Source organism: Pseudoalteromonas sp. SR45-1, assembly GCF_014163655.1.
GTDB lineage: Bacteria > Pseudomonadota > Gammaproteobacteria > Enterobacterales > Alteromonadaceae > Pseudoalteromonas > Pseudoalteromonas distincta.
This window is the reverse complement of record NZ_JACJDR010000019.1, coordinates 59,997-77,999: the sequence shown is the minus strand read 5'-3', so window position 1 is coordinate 77,999 and position 18,003 is coordinate 59,997. Positions and strand designations below refer to the sequence as shown.

15 protein-coding genes are annotated in these 18,003 nt (G+C 37.9%); 8 read left to right on the top strand and 7 right to left on the bottom strand.

Going from position 1 to position 18,003, the window contains the following annotated elements:
• Positions 1–77: 77 nt before the first annotated feature.
• The 3 genes from H5089_RS17490 (at position 78) to H5089_RS17480 (ending at position 4,531) form a co-directional block, all read left to right on the top strand.
• A complete protein-coding gene (locus H5089_RS17490; protein WP_182712747.1) occupies positions 78–2,018 on the top strand; it encodes a S9 family peptidase in 1,941 nt (646 codons plus the stop codon).
• 334 nt (positions 2,019–2,352) lie between these two features.
• Positions 2,353–2,655 carry an H-NS family nucleoid-associated regulatory protein gene (locus tag H5089_RS17485; RefSeq protein ID WP_002958250.1) on the top strand — a complete coding sequence of 101 codons (303 nt, stop codon included), beginning with the start codon at positions 2,353–2,355 and terminating at the stop codon, positions 2,653–2,655.
• Positions 2,656–2,779: 124 nt separating this feature from the next.
• Positions 2,780–4,531 (top strand): DEAD/DEAH box helicase, encoded by a 1,752-nt coding sequence (locus H5089_RS17480; protein WP_182712746.1) that lies wholly within the window; start codon positions 2,780–2,782, stop codon positions 4,529–4,531.
• Between the two features lie 44 nt (positions 4,532–4,575).
• Here the strand turns inward: H5089_RS17480 and H5089_RS17475 are convergent, their stop codons facing one another.
• Positions 4,576–4,911 (bottom strand): ribonuclease E inhibitor RraB, encoded by a 336-nt coding sequence (locus H5089_RS17475; protein WP_002958248.1) that lies wholly within the window; start codon positions 4,909–4,911, stop codon positions 4,576–4,578.
• A 214-nt stretch (positions 4,912–5,125) separates the two neighbouring features.
• Here H5089_RS17475 and H5089_RS17470 point away from each other — a divergent pair, with 214 nt between their 5' ends.
• The 3 genes from H5089_RS17470 to H5089_RS17460 are packed head-to-tail and all read left to right on the top strand — an operon-like array spanning position 5,126 to position 11,480.
• Complete coding sequence (locus H5089_RS17470; RefSeq protein ID WP_182712745.1) at positions 5,126–6,853, top strand: autotransporter assembly complex family protein; 1,728 nt, start codon at positions 5,126–5,128, stop codon at positions 6,851–6,853.
• Entirely contained in the window at positions 6,853–10,542 is a 3,690-nt protein-coding gene (locus H5089_RS17465) for a translocation/assembly module TamB domain-containing protein (protein WP_182712744.1), read from the top strand. Before H5089_RS17470 ends, H5089_RS17465 begins: the two co-directional genes overlap by 1 nt.
• 32 nt (positions 10,543–10,574) lie before the next feature.
• Complete coding sequence (locus H5089_RS17460; RefSeq protein WP_182712743.1) at positions 10,575–11,480, top strand: peptidylprolyl isomerase; 906 nt, start codon at positions 10,575–10,577, stop codon at positions 11,478–11,480.
• Positions 11,481–11,684: 204 nt separating this feature from the next.
• On the opposite strand, the gene queF is transcribed toward H5089_RS17460, so the two are convergent.
• Complete coding sequence (gene queF, locus H5089_RS17455) at positions 11,685–12,530, bottom strand: NADPH-dependent 7-cyano-7-deazaguanine reductase QueF (RefSeq protein WP_182712742.1); 846 nt, start codon at positions 12,528–12,530, stop codon at positions 11,685–11,687.
• Positions 12,531–12,589: 59 nt separating this feature from the next.
• Here queF and syd point away from each other — a divergent pair, with 59 nt between their 5' ends.
• The gene (syd, locus tag H5089_RS17450; protein ID WP_182682298.1) at positions 12,590–13,129 is read left to right on the top strand and encodes a SecY-interacting protein; all 540 of its coding nucleotides are present in this window, start codon (positions 12,590–12,592) and stop codon (positions 13,127–13,129) included.
• A 424-nt stretch (positions 13,130–13,553) separates the two neighbouring features.
• On the opposite strand, the gene H5089_RS17445 is transcribed toward syd, so the two are convergent.
• The 3 genes from H5089_RS17445 to H5089_RS17435 form a co-directional block, all read right to left on the bottom strand.
• Positions 13,554–14,327 carry a Zn-ribbon-containing protein gene (locus H5089_RS17445; protein WP_002958242.1) on the bottom strand — a complete coding sequence of 258 codons (774 nt, stop codon included), beginning with the start codon at positions 14,325–14,327 and terminating at the stop codon, positions 13,554–13,556.
• 13 nt (positions 14,328–14,340) lie between these two features.
• Positions 14,341–14,607 (bottom strand): hypothetical protein, encoded by a 267-nt coding sequence (locus tag H5089_RS17440; RefSeq protein ID WP_007378199.1) that lies wholly within the window; start codon positions 14,605–14,607, stop codon positions 14,341–14,343.
• A 96-nt stretch (positions 14,608–14,703) separates the two neighbouring features.
• Positions 14,704–14,940, bottom strand: coding sequence for a DUF2789 domain-containing protein (locus H5089_RS17435; RefSeq protein ID WP_002958240.1), 237 nt, complete (start codon positions 14,938–14,940; stop codon positions 14,704–14,706).
• Positions 14,941–15,093: 153 nt separating this feature from the next.
• On the opposite strand from H5089_RS17435, the gene H5089_RS17430 reads away from it, so the two are divergent.
• Positions 15,094–15,747 carry a GNAT family N-acetyltransferase gene (locus tag H5089_RS17430; RefSeq protein WP_182712741.1) on the top strand — a complete coding sequence of 218 codons (654 nt, stop codon included), beginning with the start codon at positions 15,094–15,096 and terminating at the stop codon, positions 15,745–15,747.
• Positions 15,748–16,596: 849 nt separating this feature from the next.
• Here the strand turns inward: H5089_RS17430 and H5089_RS17425 are convergent.
• Positions 16,597–16,896 carry a DUF3301 domain-containing protein gene (locus H5089_RS17425; protein WP_002963032.1) on the bottom strand — a complete coding sequence of 100 codons (300 nt, stop codon included), beginning with the start codon at positions 16,894–16,896 and terminating at the stop codon, positions 16,597–16,599.
• The gene (locus H5089_RS17420) at positions 16,897–17,925 is read right to left on the bottom strand and encodes a DUF3549 family protein (RefSeq protein WP_182712740.1); all 1,029 of its coding nucleotides are present in this window, start codon (positions 17,923–17,925) and stop codon (positions 16,897–16,899) included. It abuts the gene before it with no gap.
• Positions 17,926–18,003: the final 78 nt, after the last annotated feature.

Sequence of the window (18,003 nt, the reverse complement as noted above, 5' to 3'; positions counted from 1 at the left end):
GCTTTTTTATTTACTAATAAGTGAAGTCTCTCTCAGCAAGCTGTTGTTAGTAAGCACTTAATTTATTTGGAAGTATTATGTCAGCAATATTTAAGTTAATAGTAATTTCTTACTTGTGTATTATTTCTTTTGAAATCAATGCTCAGAAGGCACAACCAAAAATTGAAGATTTTTTTAAAAATCCTAAATTCTCTAATCTTCAGCTTTCCCCAAATGGTAAGTATTTAGCAGTACTATCTCCAATAAATGAGAGAAAAAATATTGTTATACTTGAAACTGACGGGTTAAAAAATGCAAAGGCGGTAACAAAGTTTGATGATCAAGATATTAATGATTTTTCATGGGCTAATGATGATGAAATTGTTTTTAAGCTTGATAGTGATGGAAATGAAGCTTTTAGCCTTTATAAAATCAATGTTAACGCTAAAAAAGCGAGAGTTATTGAGTTAGTTGGCTCTAAAGTAGGAGCCTCAGGTATCCGTTCTGCAAGCATTGTCCATATGCTACCTAATGCTCCAGAGCATATTGTTATTCAATATAATGGAAGAAATATTAAAGCTCCGGATCTTTATAAATTACCTCTTAATAGTAAATGGGATAGAAAGCGAGAAAGAAATTTTAAAATGAAGATTCTGGCTAAGAATCCAGGTGATTTTCAGGGTTGGCTTTTAGATCATGATGGTGAAGTGAGAGGTGCTGTTGCTATCAATGGCTTAAAAGGTAAGTTTTATTATAAGAATAAAGGTGAAAAAGAGTTTCGTATATTACGTGACTATAGCGTTGAAGAAGAAAATATTACACCTCTGGCTTTCGATTTTGATAATAAAACACTATTTGTAGCTTCAAATATTAATAGAGATACGTCAGCTATTTATTATTTTCATCCTGATAAAAACGAGTTAGGTGAATTAATCTTTGGCATGCCAGAAGTTGATGTCTCTAATTTAATGTTATCGACTAAACGTAAAAAGCTAATCGGAGTCAGGTATTTAGATGAATACCCTGAAGTAGCTTATTTTGATAAAGAAACCGCCGAGATGATGGCCTCATTGAAGAGCGCTTTTAAAGATAAAGTTGTTAATGTAGTTAGCAGCTCAAAAAATGAAGCACTGAACGTTGTATATGTTGGTAGTGATACAGATCCTGGTCATTATTATTTGTTCAATAAATCAAAAAATACGCTCAAATCATTAGTTTCACCTATGGGCTGGATTGATAAAAGTCAGTTATCACCTATGAAACCAATTAAGTTTAATAGCCGTGATGGTTTAACTATTCGTGGCTATTTAACAATACCAAAAGATAGCAACGGTAAAAATTTACCTTTGATTGTTAATCCACATGGCGGCCCTTATGGTATTAGAGACGCATGGGGTTTTAATTCTGAGACGCAATTTTTTGCGAGTCGGGGCTATGCAACAGTTCAAGTCAACTTTCGTGGTTCAGGTGGTTATGGGAGAAAATTTCAACAAGCAGGCTATGGCGGTAAATGGGGCGCCGAGATGCAAAATGACTTAACCGACGCTATTGAGTACTTGGTAGGTGAGGGGGTTATAGATCCAAAAAGAGTATGTATTTATGGTTCTAGTTACGGCGGTTATGCAACTATGGCCGGTCTTACTTTTACTCCAGAGCTTTATAAATGTGGTATTAATTATGTAGGTATAACTGACGTTGAGTTACTTTTTGACTCGCTTCCTAAGCATTGGGAACCACAAAGAGAGCTTCTAGAAAAGCAAATTGGTAACCCTGATGATAAAGCTTTAATGAAAAAAATGTCTCCACTTCATCATGTAGATAAAATAGTAGCGCCATTAATGATTGTGCAAGGAGCCAAGGATCCTCGTGTTGTAAAAAAACATGCACTCGATTTAAGAGATTCTTTAGAAGAGCGCGGAATTATATTATCTGACGATGAGTGGATTATGAAAGATAACGAAGGACATGGATTCCAAAAAGAAGAGAATAAAATAGAGCTATATACTAAAATTGAAAAGTTTTTAGCTAAACATCTATAGTTATTTACCATTTTATTAATACATGTATATAAAGTTAAATAATTTTAATATTGTGATTTTTATATGCATGTACTATTTAATAAATAGGCTAAATATGAACTTAGTGTTTTTAGCCACGGTAAAAAAGGGTAATCTCTAGTTATTGAGTCTACTCGGTTAAAAGTATTGCATTGTCATTTTATAGCCTCTAGATTTGATAATTATACTATTGTAAAAGTATTTTTTTATAAAGCTTAAAGCAGCAGGTGTCTTTGAATGGTAAAAATAACTACTTGGCATTATACTAAGTAGGAATAATTAAATAATTCCAATCACACAATTTAGCGAGATATAGATGAAAGAAGTCCGATCTTTTATTAAAACAGCATCATTAACAGAGCTTGAAAAAGCTCAACAGCTTATCAATGATGCAATTTCAAAATATACCCAGCAGCAAAAAGCGAAACAGGAAGTTTTGGATCTTTTAAAAGAAAAAGGACTTACGCTAGAAGATTTACAAGATGGAGCATCAGACAAGCGCACCAAAGTTAAGCCTAAGTACCGTATGGAACTTAATGGTGAGACTATTGAATGGACTGGGCGTGGCCGTCGTCCTAAAGCGTTTGAAGGTGTTGAGCTTGAAAAGTTTTTAGCTTAAAGCTAAATATAAGAGAAGCTTCGGCTTCTCTTTTTTGTTTACCCCTCAATAAAATATAATTAAAGTTTAAAACTCCCAGCTATTATTTGCTAAAATCTCCGCACTCGAACCTATTTGTTTTCCCATGAGCTATAAACTAAGACCTTACCAACAAGAAGCCGTAGAACGCACCGTTTTACACTTTAGAAAGAGTAATGATCCTGCCGTTATTGTACTACCAACCGGCGCAGGTAAGAGTTTGGTTATTGCTGAACTTGCCCGTATAGCTAAGCAAAAAATATTAGTGCTTGCTCATGTAAAAGAGCTGGTAGAGCAAAATTCACAAAAATATAAAAGTTTTGGCTTAGAGGCGAGTATATTTTCAGCAGGCTTAAAAGAAAAATCATTAAACCATCAAGTAACCTTTGCCAGTGTGCAATCACTTTCTCGTAATTTAAATAAATTAAATGAGCATTATTCATTACTTATTATTGATGAATGCCACAGGGTAAATGGGGATAAAAAAAGTCAGTACGGTAAAGTAATAAACAGTTTAAAAGAGTATAACCCTCAGTTAAAAGTATTGGGTTTAACAGCAACACCTTATCGGTTAGGAATGGGGTGGATATACCACCACCATTATCATGGTTTTGTTAAGGGTACTCAAGAAAGTCCGTTTAAAAGTTGTATTTTTGAATTGCCGCTCAGGTATATGATCAAACATAATTATTTAACGCCGCCTAACGAAGTTGATGCAGCAATTAGCCATTATGATTTTTCGTCCTTAGATAGCAATGCATTTGGGCAATATACGACTGATGACATGAATGCGCTTTTAAAAAACAGTGAGCGCGCAACGCAGGCTATATTACAGCAAGTAATTCAATACAGTGAAGAGCGCGAAGGGGTTATGGTTTTTGCCGCCACGGTAATGCATGCCCAGGAAATATTAAGCTACTTGCCAGCTCATCAAAGTGCACTAATCACAGGTGATACGCCAAACACTGAGCGCGATAAAATCATTAAGCAATTTAAAGCTAAGCAATTAAAGTATTTAGTTAATATTTCGGTATTAACTACAGGATTTGATGCGCCACATGTCGACTTTATAGCTATTTTAAGACCTACAGAATCAGTTAGTTTATATCAACAAATTGTGGGGCGAGGTTTAAGGTTATCTGAATCAAAAACGGATTGCTTAGTAATAGATTATGCTGGCAATGGTTTTAATTTATTTCACCCAGAAGTAGGTGATAAAAAAGGCGATAGTGATAATGAACCTGTGCAGGTACTTTGCCCAGGTTGTGGGTTTGCGAATATATTCTGGGGTAAAACAGACTCCACTGGCAAAGTAATAGAGCACTTTGGCAGGCGTTGCCAAGGCCTGTTAGAAGATGATGAAGGTACAAAAGAGCAGTGCGATTATCGTTTTAGGTTTAAAGAATGTGAGCAGTGCGGCGCCCAAAATGACATTGCGGCACGTAAATGCCATGATTGCGGCGCGGTAATGGCCGACCCTGATGATAAGTTACGTAATGCATTAAACTTAAAAGACGCACTTGTGCTTCGATGTAGTGGGTTATCGGTTACTCAAATTAAAGATGAACTTATTAAAGTAACGTATTTTGATGAAGATGGCGCAAGTTGCGATGAGGTATATAATCTCGCAAATAAAGGCGGGCAATTTATATTTAATAAGCAATTTGGTCTACGAGTAGGACTTGGACAAACACCTATTAATTTTAAAAATGCAGCGCAAGTACTAAGCGCACAATTTGAATTAGTACCACCAGATTTTGTTATTGCACGAAAAAGCAAAAAGTATGGTTGGAAAGTGGCTGATAAGCTATTTGACTATAAAGGCAATTTTAGGAAGGCAAATCAGTTAAGCCGTTAAGCTTAACTGATAGAGTGCATTGAACTAATACAATTAAAAGGCAACTAAGCCTCGTCACCGTCCATTAATCCCCAGCCGTCACCATATCCATTAAAGCTATTAGCAATGCTTTCAATGTATTGCTCAGCTTGGCCTAAAAGGGTGTGCTCTGGCACCATTTGTACTTGAGTGATTACTTCCCAAACGCCAGTGTCTTTACATTTTTCAAGCTCAGCCTTTTGAACTAATGCATCAGAAACTATTTCTTTAGCAAATTTTTCAGCATCGGCTTCTTGTTCAAATAAAATAAAAAAATCGACTTGGTGCATTTTATTTAAATCAATGCCAGCAGCGGCTATTTCGGCTAAAAGTTGGCCGTTATCATCATCAGGGAATTGCATTAAAAACTCATTTAAAATTAATTTTTTATTCGTAGGCACTATTGTAACTAAAATATTGTCTTAACGCGTACTAATTTTAATTATGCTGATACTTATTCAAAGTTAAATTTACGCATTAGATTGTCATTAAGTTAATGTGTTGCTCATTATGGCTATGCTAATATGCGCGTAATCAGCCAGTTTTATGTAAGATATTAAAAGTAAGGATATTTACTTGTTTATTAAGTTTTTACGTTGCATGTGTGTTGTGAGCGCTTTAATTGCGACAAGTAGCTATGCGGCAGAAAAAGTCATAGAAGATTACGAAATTAAAGGGTTAAGTGGCGATTTAGAAAATAACGTAGCCCTTTATCTCAAGCAATTAATTGGTGAAAAACCAACCCGTACACTTCGTCGTTATGCCCAAAAGCAAGTACAAAATAGTATTAAAGCACTTGGTTATTATAGCCCGACCGTCGAGGTTATTTATGATAAAGACAACAGCGAGCTAATTGTTAAAGTTGAGCGAGGTCCTGCAACACGCATAGAAGCAATTAATATTACGCTAAACGGCGATGGCCAAAATGATACTCAATTACAGGCATTAATTAAAAATACCAACTTAAAACAAGGTGATGTTTTAAATCATGGTAGATATGACTCTGCTCATAAAAAAATAGAATCTATGCTATTGGAGCTTGGCTATTTTGATGCAAAGTGGCCAGCGCGCAAATTAGAAGTGTCACTTAAGAAAAATAGTGCTGTTATTACTTTTGTAATTGATACTGGGGTTAGATACCAGTTTGGTGATATAAAAATAGCTAGTAATACGCCTGCTGAAAAATACATACGCTCGCTTGCGCCTTTTACTCAGGGTCAACCTTATAAATCAACACATATTGCTGACTATAATTTGGATTTATCAAGCACCCCTTATTTTGCAAGCGTGCGCGTTTACGCCGATATTGCTGCGCGTAAAAATAGCCAAGTACCTATTAAGGTAGATGTGTTGCACAAGCCTGCAAATAGCTATGAAATTGGCGGCGGTTTTAGTACTGACTTAGGGCCCAAAGTGCGTTTTAAATGGAGTAAACCGTGGATCACAGAAGACGGCCATTATCTCGAAACTAATTTAAATGTGGCGCAAAAGCAGCAAGATATTTCCATGGCTTATACCATTCCAGTTGATGATCCGAATGATGATTTATGGCGTTTTTCTGCTGGATATAAATTAGAGGATGAACTAACAAACGATACCTACAGTGAAATACTCACGGGGCAAATTCAGCGCCAATGGTTAACCGAAAATAAGTGGGTGCGTACTGCATTTTTACGCCGCGACCAAGAAACCTACCGCATCGGTGATGAAGAGGAAGAAAGCACCGAAATGTTAATGCCGGGCATTAGCTACGCCCGCAAAAAATCAAAAGGCGGCACGACTCCATACTGGGGAGAGCAGTGGCTTATATCTGCTGAGTTTGGTTTAGATGATGTGCTTTCGAGTACTAATCTGATTAGGGTGCAAATGCAACATGCGTGGTTACGTACATACTTAGATAAGCATTTAGTGTTTTTAAAAGCAAATGTTGGTGCAATGCTTGTTGATGATATTGAAAACGTACCTTACTCACTGCGCTTTTATGCAGGTGGCGATCAAAGTGTTCGTGGTTTTGCGTATCAATCAATATCGCCAGAAAATGATGATGGCGACCTCATTGGTGGTAAATACTTACTAACCAGTACAATAGAGTACAACTATCAGTTTGCTCAAAACTGGCGCGCAGCTTTATTTGTTGACGGTGGTACTGCAACGAATGATTTTTCTGATGATTTTGAAGTAGGCGCTGGTTTTGGTTTTCGCTATTTAACACCCGTTGGCCCAGTGCGTATAGACCACGCTTGGGGATTAACAAAAGAAAGTAAAAGCACACGTTTAAGTATTACCATAGGGCCAGAAATTTAATGTCAGTATTAAAAAAGATAACAGCCGCCGTAAGTGCTATTTTTGTCACGTTAGTTGTTGCACTATTTTGTTTGTTATTTACCGCACCCGGTAATCAATTTATTGCTTATAGTGCAAACAAAGCGGTAGATGGACTACATATCGTAATTAAAGATGGCCGTTTTATTTATAATGATGCCTTTAATGTGCGCTTTACTAGCAACGGATTGGATTTTAATGCACAACAATTGAAAATTGATTTGTTTTGGTGGCAGTGCGATGGAATTTGTATAGATAACTTAAGTGCTAAATCTATAAATTTAACATTACCAAAAACTGCAGAGTCACAAGAAGAAGCCGCTGCAGAGCCGCTTGAAAAAATCAGCTTACCTTTTAATATTGCTTTAAAAAACATTGCGATCAATAAATTTACTCTAGAGCATCCAAGTGCAAACGTAAGCGTTAATAACTTTAAACTCTCAGCAAAAGCAGAGGGTTCAAAGCTTACGGTTAAAAGCCTGAATATTCCCACCATACTTGTTGCTTTAAAAGAGCAAGAACAAGATGCGAAAACACAAATGGCGCAAAATACTCAAGCGCCTTTGACGCACCTACCCGCACTGCCTAATATAGAATTTACTTCACCACTTGATTTAGTTGTTGAAGACTTTGAAATAGCTAACATTACGATAGAGCAAAACGAAGCCCAGCATGTTATTGAAAACATCTCGCTGCAATTAAGTGTGGAAGATGCGGTTATTAATTTAGAGTCATTCTCAGCAAAGTATGAGCAGTGGCAGCTTAATACGCACCTTAATGCTGAGCTTGCAGGAAATTTGCCCATAAAAGGGAATGTTGTTTTACAAAGTGTTGAGCACCAAGCCAATTTGCAGTTGAATGGCGACTTATCAAATCTAAACTTAAATTTAGAAACGCAGGGACAATATCCGCTTAGTTTAACGGCAACGGCAAATTTAAAGCAAAAAAACTATCCGTTTGAGTTAAATGGCAAAATTAAACAGTGGCTTATTGATGCACAAAGTAATGAGCTTAAAGTGCGAAATGTAAGCCTCAATGCACAAGGTAATGCCGACGATTACCAGCTTAGCCTGCAGGGGAATAGCCAATTAGGCGCGTACCCAGCTGTTGACTTAAATACCCAATTAAAAGGCAGTCTCACCAAAGCAACTTTACAAGCGCTAAGCATTAAAGCAAACGAAAGCAGTGCAACTATAAAAGCCAATGTTGATTGGCAAAAAGGCATACAGGCTAACTTTAATGGCACGCTTGCTAACTTAAAAGCGCAGTACTTAACTGATGCCGCTACCAGTGATATTTCAGGACAGTTTAAAGGCTCGTTTAATGCAGCTGACGACAAGTGGCAGCTACAAATGAATAATACAAAGTTAAACGGATTACTTAACGACGTGCCACTAGAATTTGCTTCAAACTTTAAGCTCGACAACACGTTAAAAGCTAATATTGATAGTTTTTATTTAAGTAGTGGCACCAATAAATTAGCACTAAGCGGGCAAGTTGATGATACTTGGCAGGTTGATGGCAAAGTAACGCTTAAAAGTGATGAAAAAGCTAATATTCCATTTACTGCCGATGGCAACGCAAATTTAAAAGTAAGGGGGGAAAGGTTAACGCCCTCTGTTGATTTAGCGCTAATACTCGATCGCTTTATTTTTGATGAAATAAACATTAATAAATTATCAGTAAGAGGGCAGTTAGATACCGCAGCCGATTGGCAAACCGATGTTTCGGTAAGTGTTGGTTCGGCGCTTGTAGCCGAACAGCAAATTAATAGCGTTAAAATTGATATTAGCGGCGACAAAACAGATCACCAACTTACGGCATCTGTAGATGCTGAGCAAGGCAGTGTAGAGTTTGAAGTTAATGGCAAAATTAATAATACCACTTGGAATGGCGAGCTTAGTAATGTAACGCTCAGCGATAAAAAGCTTAGTTTTAGTAATACTAAAAATATTGCCATTATGGTTAATACGCAAAGTGGCGACTTTGATGTAAGTGCACATTGTTGGGCATCTGAGCAAAGTAAATTGTGCATAGACACCTTAGCCCAATCAAAAAACCTCGGTCAGCTAAATGCTAAACTAAGCAATTTAGCTCTTGAGGAGCTTAAGCACTTTTTACCTAATAGCATTCGTACTCGCGGTAATATAACTGGCGATGTAGCGCTTAATTGGCAAAGTGGTGCGCTTAAAACATTACGCGCAAATATCGATTCTAGCGACTTAGAAGCGGTGCTTACCTCGGAAGAAGATCGTTTTAAATTACCAATCGAAACTCTAACTGTTAGTGCATTTTCGGACTCTCAAGTTGGCAAGCTTGAAGCTAATTTAGAATCAAGTGTGCTTGGTAAAATAAACACACAAATTGATATTGACGACATACAAAATACGCAAGCGCTTAACGGCACTATTAATATTGATAAAATACTCCTTTCAGACTTACAACCATTTCTTGAAACCCTTGAGCAGTTAAAAGGTGATATTAGTGGAAAAGTCGCATTAGCAGGTACGTTAAAAGATCCATTATTAAATGGTGAGCTTAATGTGAGCGATATTAGTTTAGAGGGCGAGCAATTGCCTATAGCGCTGCAAAAATCAAATATAAACGTATTGTTTGATAAAACAACAGCCACAATAAAAGGCAACTTAAACGACAACCAGGGCGGTAAAATAAACCTCACCGGTGACGTTGATTGGCAAGGTGCGCAACCTGCTGTAAATGTGGCGGTAGTTGGCGATCAGTTTTATGTACGCGCGCAGCAAGGGGTTACTTTTAAAGTATCGCCGGATTTAAAAATAGGCTTGGCTAATAATGCACTCAAGCTTGCTGGTGAGGTAGTTGTGCCTTACGGTCGTATAATGATTGAAGAGCTTCCTGAGGGCGCAGTGCAAGTTAGCGATGATGAAATTATTGTTGATCAAAAAACCGAGGCCACCGAAACAGTTCCGTTTGATTACGACATAGATTTAAAAGTGATTGTTAAAAACGATGTAAAAGTAGAATCGTTTGGCTTGGAATCAAAAGTTGCGGGTGATTTAGCGATAAAAATGAGTCAAGGTGCACCAATTATAGCCACAGGTGAGCTTAACTTAATTGAAGGTACTTACTTAGCCTTTGGGCAAGATTTAATAATCAGCACCGGGCAAGTAGGTTTTAGCGGTTCAATTGAACAACCATTTTTAAATATTAAAGCAATACGTAACCCCGATACGACTGCAAATGGTGTCATTGCAGGGGTTACGCTTACGGGTAATGTTGAACAACCAACGCTTAAAATATTTTCTGAGCCTGCGATGGATCAAGCACAAGCACTCGCATATTTACTTAATGGCCAACCTTTAGGCGATGGAGAAAGTTCGTCAAGCGATGCTATGCTCACACAGTTATTACTTTCTCAAGGGGTTAGCCGCAGCGAAGGGGTTGTTTCTAAGGTAGGTGAAACCTTTGGGTTGTCAGATGTAAGTTTAAGCTCATCAGGTAGTGGTGATAGTACCAAAGTAGAAATATCAGGATACGTAGCACCCAGTTTGCAAGTTAAATATAGTGTGGGTGTATTTGATTCGCTCAGTGAAGTGGCTGTGCGTTATCAGTTACTTTCTCAGTTATACATAGAAATAACGAGCGGCCTATATCAAAATGTTGATGTGCTATATAAGTTTGATTGGGAATAACCAAAACTATAATAATTATAAGGATATAAGCGATGAGGAAAGTTATATTGCCAGCTCTGCTTAGTGTTTTATTGAGCGGTTGTGCTCAACAACTAGGTGATGATTTTGCTAAACAAGAGCTACCTTTATTGAGCGCGAGTGAGGTAATTGCTAGTGCAACAGATAATGACTGGCGAGTAGTGGATGCTCAAAATATTTTAAAGGTAACGCTGCCAACGGGCGATGCGTATATTGAACTTAATGAACAGCTTGCCCCAAAGCACGCTCAAAACATTAAAAAGTTAGCGCGAGAAGGGTTTTATAAAAACACCAGCGTTTATCGGTTTGTTGAGGGTTTTGTAGCGCAAGGTGGCGACAGCTCGGGTAAAAAGTTAATTAAAACTGCAGATAAAACAGTTCCAGCTGAGTTTTATTTAACAACAAACAAACCACTTTTAATTACTGAGCTAAATGGCGACGGATATGCACCAGTTACCGGCTTTTTAAACGGCTTTGCAGTAGCTCAAAACTCAGCACATACGCAAACATGGCAAGTGCATTGTAGTAGCGTGTTTGCCATGGCGCGCGACAACGATAAAAATAGTGCGAGTACGGAGTTTTTTGTAACAATAGGGCAAGGCCCGCGCTACCTTGATAAAAATATTACGGTGTTTGGTCGATTGCTCGAAGGTATAGAGCATTTTAACCGTTTAGCGCGCACACCAAGTGAAGGTAAAGCATTTAACCCAATTACCAATATACAAGTACTTGGTGATGTACAAAGCGATAAAAGTATATTTAAAGTGATGAAAACAAACTCACCGGTGTTTAAAAACTTAATAAATGCTCGTAAAAACCGTGTTGAACCTTGGTTTGTTAAAGCACATAACTACGTTGACGTGTGTGGTATGCCCATACCCACTAAGCGCGAAGTTATACCAATTCCAATAAATAGCTGATCTATTTTACTTGCTAAAACAACCCATTTCTTTGTTGTAAATTTCGCAAAGGGAACAACCATTTACATCAATTTACGCCTAGAACTGAATTGTTTTTTCGGCGTAAAATTTAGATCACATACTTAATGGAATAGGTATTAATTAAAAAATGTAAAAAGGAGCCTAGGCTCCTTTTTTAATACTCATATTCCAGTTTAAAATAACCTACTGACGATTAATTTTAACTGCAAATGGCGTATCGTTATAATGCGTAGAGCGATACGGGTTTATATCAAGCCCGCCGCGACGAGTATAACGCGCGTAAACCTCTAACTCTTTAATATTAAGTTGTGTTGTTAAATCGCTATAAATACGCTCAACACACTGCTCATGAAATTCGTTATGTGTTCTGAACGAAATTAAGTAACGCAATAACGACTCACGACATATTTGCTCGCCTGTGTATCGTATAATGACACTTGCCCAGTCAGGCTGGGAGGTAATTAAACAGTTCGATTTAAGTAAGTGGCTATAGAGCGTTTCTGTAACTACGTTATCACTTTTTGCTTTAAGTGAATTAGCATCAATGTCGTAATTATTAATCTCAATATCTAAATCATCAATACATTCACCTGGCAGCGCCGTACACGGTAAGCAATTGTAATCGTCAGGATTGTATAAAGTCACTTTGACAGAGCTGTTAACCGCGTTTGATAAATCATCAATTAAATGCTGTTTTACTATATCAATGCTTTCAAATCGGGTTTGGTTAAAGCTATTCAAGTAAAGCTTAAACGACTTTGACTCAATAATATGGCTGCTTTGGCATTCAAAGGTAAATAAGGCCACGGCAACTTGCGGTTTACCTTTAGTATTTAGCCATGAAAGCTCGTAACCTGTCCAAATATCTTGGCCTTTAAATGGAAGCTCTGCTTCGTCAATATTTAAAGCATCACGATTTAGTTTGCGCGCAATAGGGAAAAGCAAGCTTGGCGTGTACACATCTACATACTCAGTAGATTGGCCTAATACGCTACCTTTAAGGTCTGGAGAATTGCTGTAATCTGTCATGTTTGCTCTTAAATAGTTACAATAGGGACATTATATCTAATTTAAATGAGTTTCACAGTATGTCTGTTGCATTGCTTATAGAACAACTTCATCAAACATTTAGCGAAAATACCCTTAAAAACACTACAAAGTACCCACTTATTGCGCACGACGAGCAATGGCCAAGCCCATGTGAAGTTGGTGAGGTTGACGAGCAAGGAAACATTCAATGGCAGGGCGCGCGTCAGCAACCTGCAGGTTCGCTTAATGATTTAGCCAGTGCACTAGAACTTGAGTTTCCAAAAGCGCTTAGCGAGCTATACGGACATATGTACGGTGGAAGTATTTTAGCAAGTATTGATGGGCATCAGGTTGAATTACTACAAGCATGGAACGAAGAAGACTTTAATTTGCTACAGCAAAATATAACGGGCCACGTTTTAATGAAACGCAAGCTTAAGCAGCCAGAAACAGTATTTATTGGTTTAACAGATCAAGATGATTTACTAGTAAGTGTATTGGTGCACACTGGTGAAGTATGTTTAGAGCATGTAGGCAAAAAAACACACCATGTACTTGCACCTAACATTAATGCTTTTTTAAAGGCATTAGAGGTTTAAAACGTGTTTTATAAATCAGCTTAGCGTCATCACTAAGCTGATTTTTAGAGCCATTACTAGGGCGTGTTGACCTTTCGTGGTTGATTTTGCAGCTGTATGTTTGGTTTTTAGGCAAGGCAGAGCCTATGTAGTGTGGTTACTCCCCATAAATAGGCGATAACGAAGCATAAATGCCAAACATGCGCTGCCCTTTGAGTTCTTTCTAGGGACGGTTTACTCTTTGTTGCCTACATGGATGTAGGTAAGGGGCGTGAGCAGGACGCGGAAGCTTTGCTCGGTTTTTACTTATTCTTACATGGATGTAAGCCAGTAGGGTAACGCAGGAGCAGTTACCGAGCCCACTAGGTTACAAACCTCGCGCCGCGATTAAATCGTCCCTAGATTGAACAAATTTCAATCCACAAAGGTCAACACGCCCTAATGGTTACTGAAAATCCCACGATATATTAGACACTAAGCCACATGGCTCACACCTAAAGTCGAATAACCCAAACCACGATTCAGGTAATTTCCAGTCGCCATTACAACTAGGGCACTTTCGTTCAAGTTCAGACGCTTTATCTACGCCGCCTACACGGTATAAATAATAATAGGTTGGCTTTTTAGTTAAAAAACTAATTCGCTTTGTTATGTCTTTTCCGCGTCTGTATAAGTCGCTTTGAATACTCGATATTTCTTCAAGCGCCGGAAACTCACAACGGGTTGCGCCATTAATTTGAATTTGATCGCAGGCTTGCCAATCTTCTTGCCATTTTATAAGCGTTTTATAGTCACCATTAGCAATTGCCGGAATACGAAATAGCGGCACAGGCAAAAAGTCATCACCACAATAAAGCGGGCTGCACGTATGCACATAGGTTGTATATAAAATATAACTTGATGGTTCTTTGCAGCAATCAGCGCCGTTGGAGTGAATATCTTGTCCGATCACTTTTACTTTTGGCGCAAGTAGCCCAGCACTATGTAACTTTTCGATACTGTGCTTAACAAACGGGCTGTTATTTAGCGGGTGCATTGCATCTTCAGTAGGGCACATTACGCGGGTAATAAAAAATCCATCTTTTAAAACGGTTGGAAATTCTTCCCCCATTATTTGACCATTAAAACGCAGTGCATTTACTAAGCGATTTATTGCTTGTTCGGCTTGTTCTAGGGTGGTGTCTTGGTAGCAATCAAAAGTTAAATCAACAACGAACATTTATAGTCTCAAATTATTTTTGTTCTAGCAGCGCAAGAAGTTTATCGAGTTTTTGCTCAATTCTATCTAATTGACTTGTTTTAAGCTCAGTATTATCTGACTGCTGTGGGTTTCTCATGAAGTTATTAATTGAATCAGGATTGTTTTTATATTGGCTTACTGCTGCAATAATCATAGGCATTGGAACCGGTTGCGCCAAACGGCTTTTAGTTAGTGCTACAGTAGGGGTTTTGCCTTCATCGAGAAGGGCTTTGATTGCATCAAATACAACTGAATTCATTAGATATATAACTCTTTAATAAAATAAATACGCAGCATATAAATGCTGCGCAGATGCTATGTTAGCAATAAATAAGGGAGGGTACATTAAATAAAATTACTTACTTTGACGAATGCGTACATCTAACTCGTCAATTACTTCACTCCAATCTCCGTCTTGTGCAAGGGATTCAGCTAAAAAGTGCTGTTGTGCCTCATCCCAAAAAGAAGCTTCTTGGAGTAATGTTGTGTCTTCTAATTCATGTGAGGCAATAAATGCATCTATTTGCTCATCACTATTTGGTAATCCAAGCTGTGCAAAAAGTGTGTTAATGTCGTGTTTTGTCGTATCCATGATATTGCTCCTTTAAATGAATGAAAATTCATACTAGTACCTAACTGTACCTCCTGCTAGTTAAACTCTCGCTGAATTTACGGTTAATAATTTTAGGTATATAGTTAGGTTTAAAGTTAAACAGCCTATAGCTAAAATAATAAAGGAAATACAATGAGTGTAACCACACCAGCTGATACGTTCAGCGTACAGTATTTAGCTGCAGAAGATATTAGTACTGCAGCGAGCCTAATTTATCAGGCTTATCATGACGATCCTGTATTACTAAACATGCTTAGCTACAATGACGAAAATAAAACAGTTTACGAAAAAAAATTACGATCATTAATTCGCGAAGAGCTCAGTAGTTTTTGGCAAGAAAAACAGCCATTAATTGGTTTATACCGCAACGATAAATTAAAAGCAGTAGCGTGTGTATTTGAATCTAATAGCCAATTACAAGCGCAGCGTTATTGGCACTGGCGTTTAAAATTAATGCTGAGTGCGGGATACTTACAAACAAATCAATTAATAGATAAAGAACAAACAATTAGAGACGCCCTTAAAGAGAAAGGCAATTACTATTTTTTAGCTTTTATTGCCGTAGATCCGCATTTTCATGGACAAGGCTTTGGTCGTTACTTACTACGCGGGCTTGACGACTTAGTTAAATGCAACGCTGAGTCAACAGGGATGGCTGTATTTGTAACACGTAAGGAGCACATTGAATTTTTTAAAACTGAAAAGTTTGAAGCATTTAAACACCTTACTTTTAACCAAGTAGAGGGCGAGTTACTGTTTAAATCAATAATTGAGCCAACTATTTAAAATTATAATGTAAGCCAATGCGCCCAAACGGACATAAGACCGTGAGATATATCTCACATCATCGTAAGCATTGTCACTTAAAGGCTGCTAATAAGTAGCCTTTTTTGTTCTAAGCTATTGTTCTGCAGTATTTATTTTGTTTTTTCATTTTTGTGACGTTTATTTATTTAATGTTAAGTCCTATTTCTCTCCCCTGATTGCTTTAAACTTCTCTTTGTCAAGACGACATAGCTCAATGATTGAGTTACTGCCAAGGATAAGGAATAGGCAACATAGCAGACGCTAGCAGGAAGCATAAAGGACAAGCTAAAATGGATACAAGGAAGAATAAGGAAGTGCATGAAGCACTTAGTAGCTAGGAGTTACTTTAGGATAATCACGGATGACGCTACAGGAAGTAGCAGGAGCGTTAGTTTACGCAGGACTGCCAAGATGGCAAGTGGACATTGCAGGATGCAAAAAGTGGCAGGAGCTACTTTAAAGGATTACCAGGGATGATGCTACGGGACGTAGCCAAACGATAGATTTCGTGGGTTTGCCAAGATGGCTATGGATATTGCAGGATGCAAAAGTGGCAGGAGCTACTTAAAAGGATTACCAAGGATGATGCTACGGATGTAGCCAAACTATAGATTTCGTGGGTTTGCCAAGGTGGCCATGGATATTGCAGGATGCAATGTGAGGGTAAACAAGGTTGTTTACTCGTTCAGGGGATGATAATACGGATTTAAGATAATGGATATCTAGCAGGATGCAGTCCAATTGGGGCGTAACTTTAGTTACGCCTTAGTTTTTGTGTTGAATTAAATTTATTAATTTAAGACACATACTCTTAAAGTATATTAAGTTTTATATTTTATGCGGTGGAACAACCACACTTTTCAAAAACTCATTTTCCATAATCAACACACCTTGATAAGCATTTTCACCATCGCTTGAAAATTCAAATATAAATTCACTTTTAATGCCTGGCTTGCCGTTCTTTAAAAAACCAAAGCGGCGTTTTGTGCATGCAACACTCATCAACTGCACCTGCAGTTGCTCACTTTGACGTTTAGCATGAACGTTCGCCGCTTCAGCAACCTTTCGGTTAAGCCAAAATAAGTAAATTACACTACCAATAAGTATGAACGTCCATAAACTTGCCATTTAAGAGAATAACCTTCCAATTGCACGCGCGAGGGTTTCGCTACGATTTTCTTTACGTAATAAGCCTAATAAATGCGGGCGAATAGTTGGTATTGCAACTAAGTCAGCAAAAATACTTGGAAACAATTCTTCAATTTTTTGATGATGCGCGCAATTATCCATAAATACATGTAAGCGTTCAGGGTTTTCTAATTGTTTAAAACACCGCCCAGCGATTGTTAGTAACACGTCAGAGTCGTGCTTCACTGGTGAGCTTAGTACAGTATCAACTAATTGAGCGCATAACCCTTGAGCTTGACCTTTTGAAGCTGATCTTAGTGCTGCGGTTATAGCTAATGTATCGTTATTACTAATTGCGGTCTGTGTGTAATCAACAAGTAACTCACTCATTGATGTTGGTATTTCAACGTGTTCAAGCATGGCACTGAGTGGTTGTAGTACTTCAATAGGTAAATGCGCCCATGCTTTTTGCAGATTACTTAAGTTTGTATCGCTGTCTAAGCGTAGTGCAAAATCGGCAATACCCTGTAGTGCAACACTTTGCCAATTATCAAAACCAATTTTACCGCTAAAGTACAATTGTGCATGCTCGTAATACTGCGATGCAGGCTGTTTTAATAGTACTTTTACTTGGGCGTTAAATGCCGCTAATTTATTTGCGTTTGGTGTAAAAACATAAGGGTTATTATCAAGCTTTCCATCGGCTTGCTCGCCTGTAATTTCAGTGCCTAGCGCTTGAATAACCATATCAGCAAAGTGATCGCGACTAGCACTTACCAGCATACTTTGCTCATCAAGTGAAAATTTTAAAAACCATACATACGGTTCTTTACTGGCTTTAGTATCCCAAAATTGAATAGCGAGCCATGCATGACCAGCAAGTGGATAAGGGTAAGGCACTTGAGCTTGTTCAATAGCTAAAAATTGTTTTTTATCAAGCTTAGTAATGTGCCTGCCAATATCAAAAGCACGCCACTGAGTACCCGCACCATCTAAAAGCTGACCTAATGTAGCTATTTGATCACTCATTGTTTTCTCAACTGTTTTTACTGCAAAATTACATTAATTATACGTCATAGCCGCTTGTGAGGGAACAGGGTATAATTG

Bases quoted from the DNA above. Each gene is read 5' to 3' on its own strand.
- H5089_RS17490 (WP_182712747.1), top strand. From the start codon at position 78: ATGTCAGCAATATTTAAGTTAATAGTAATTTCTTACTTGTGTATTATT.
- H5089_RS17485 (WP_002958250.1), top strand. From the start codon at position 2,353: ATGAAAGAAGTCCGATCTTTTATTAAAACAGCATCATTAACAGAGCTT.
- H5089_RS17480 (WP_182712746.1), top strand. From the start codon at position 2,780: ATGAGCTATAAACTAAGACCTTACCAACAAGAAGCCGTAGAACGCACC.
- H5089_RS17475 (WP_002958248.1), bottom strand. From the start codon at position 4,911: ATGCAATTCCCTGATGATGATAACGGCCAACTTTTAGCCGAAATAGCC.
- H5089_RS17465 (WP_182712744.1), top strand. From the start codon at position 6,853: ATGTCAGTATTAAAAAAGATAACAGCCGCCGTAAGTGCTATTTTTGTC.
- H5089_RS17460 (WP_182712743.1), top strand. From the start codon at position 10,575: ATGAGGAAAGTTATATTGCCAGCTCTGCTTAGTGTTTTATTGAGCGGT.
- queF (WP_182712742.1), bottom strand. From the start codon at position 12,530: ATGACAGATTACAGCAATTCTCCAGACCTTAAAGGTAGCGTATTAGGC.
- syd (WP_182682298.1), top strand. From the start codon at position 12,590: ATGTCTGTTGCATTGCTTATAGAACAACTTCATCAAACATTTAGCGAA.
- H5089_RS17445 (WP_002958242.1), bottom strand. From the start codon at position 14,327: ATGTTCGTTGTTGATTTAACTTTTGATTGCTACCAAGACACCACCCTA.
- H5089_RS17440 (WP_007378199.1), bottom strand. From the start codon at position 14,607: ATGAATTCAGTTGTATTTGATGCAATCAAAGCCCTTCTCGATGAAGGC.
- H5089_RS17435 (WP_002958240.1), bottom strand. From the start codon at position 14,940: ATGGATACGACAAAACACGACATTAACACACTTTTTGCACAGCTTGGA.
- H5089_RS17430 (WP_182712741.1), top strand. From the start codon at position 15,094: ATGAGTGTAACCACACCAGCTGATACGTTCAGCGTACAGTATTTAGCT.
- H5089_RS17425 (WP_002963032.1), bottom strand. From the start codon at position 16,896: ATGGCAAGTTTATGGACGTTCATACTTATTGGTAGTGTAATTTACTTA.
- H5089_RS17420 (WP_182712740.1), bottom strand. From the start codon at position 17,925: ATGAGTGATCAAATAGCTACATTAGGTCAGCTTTTAGATGGTGCGGGT.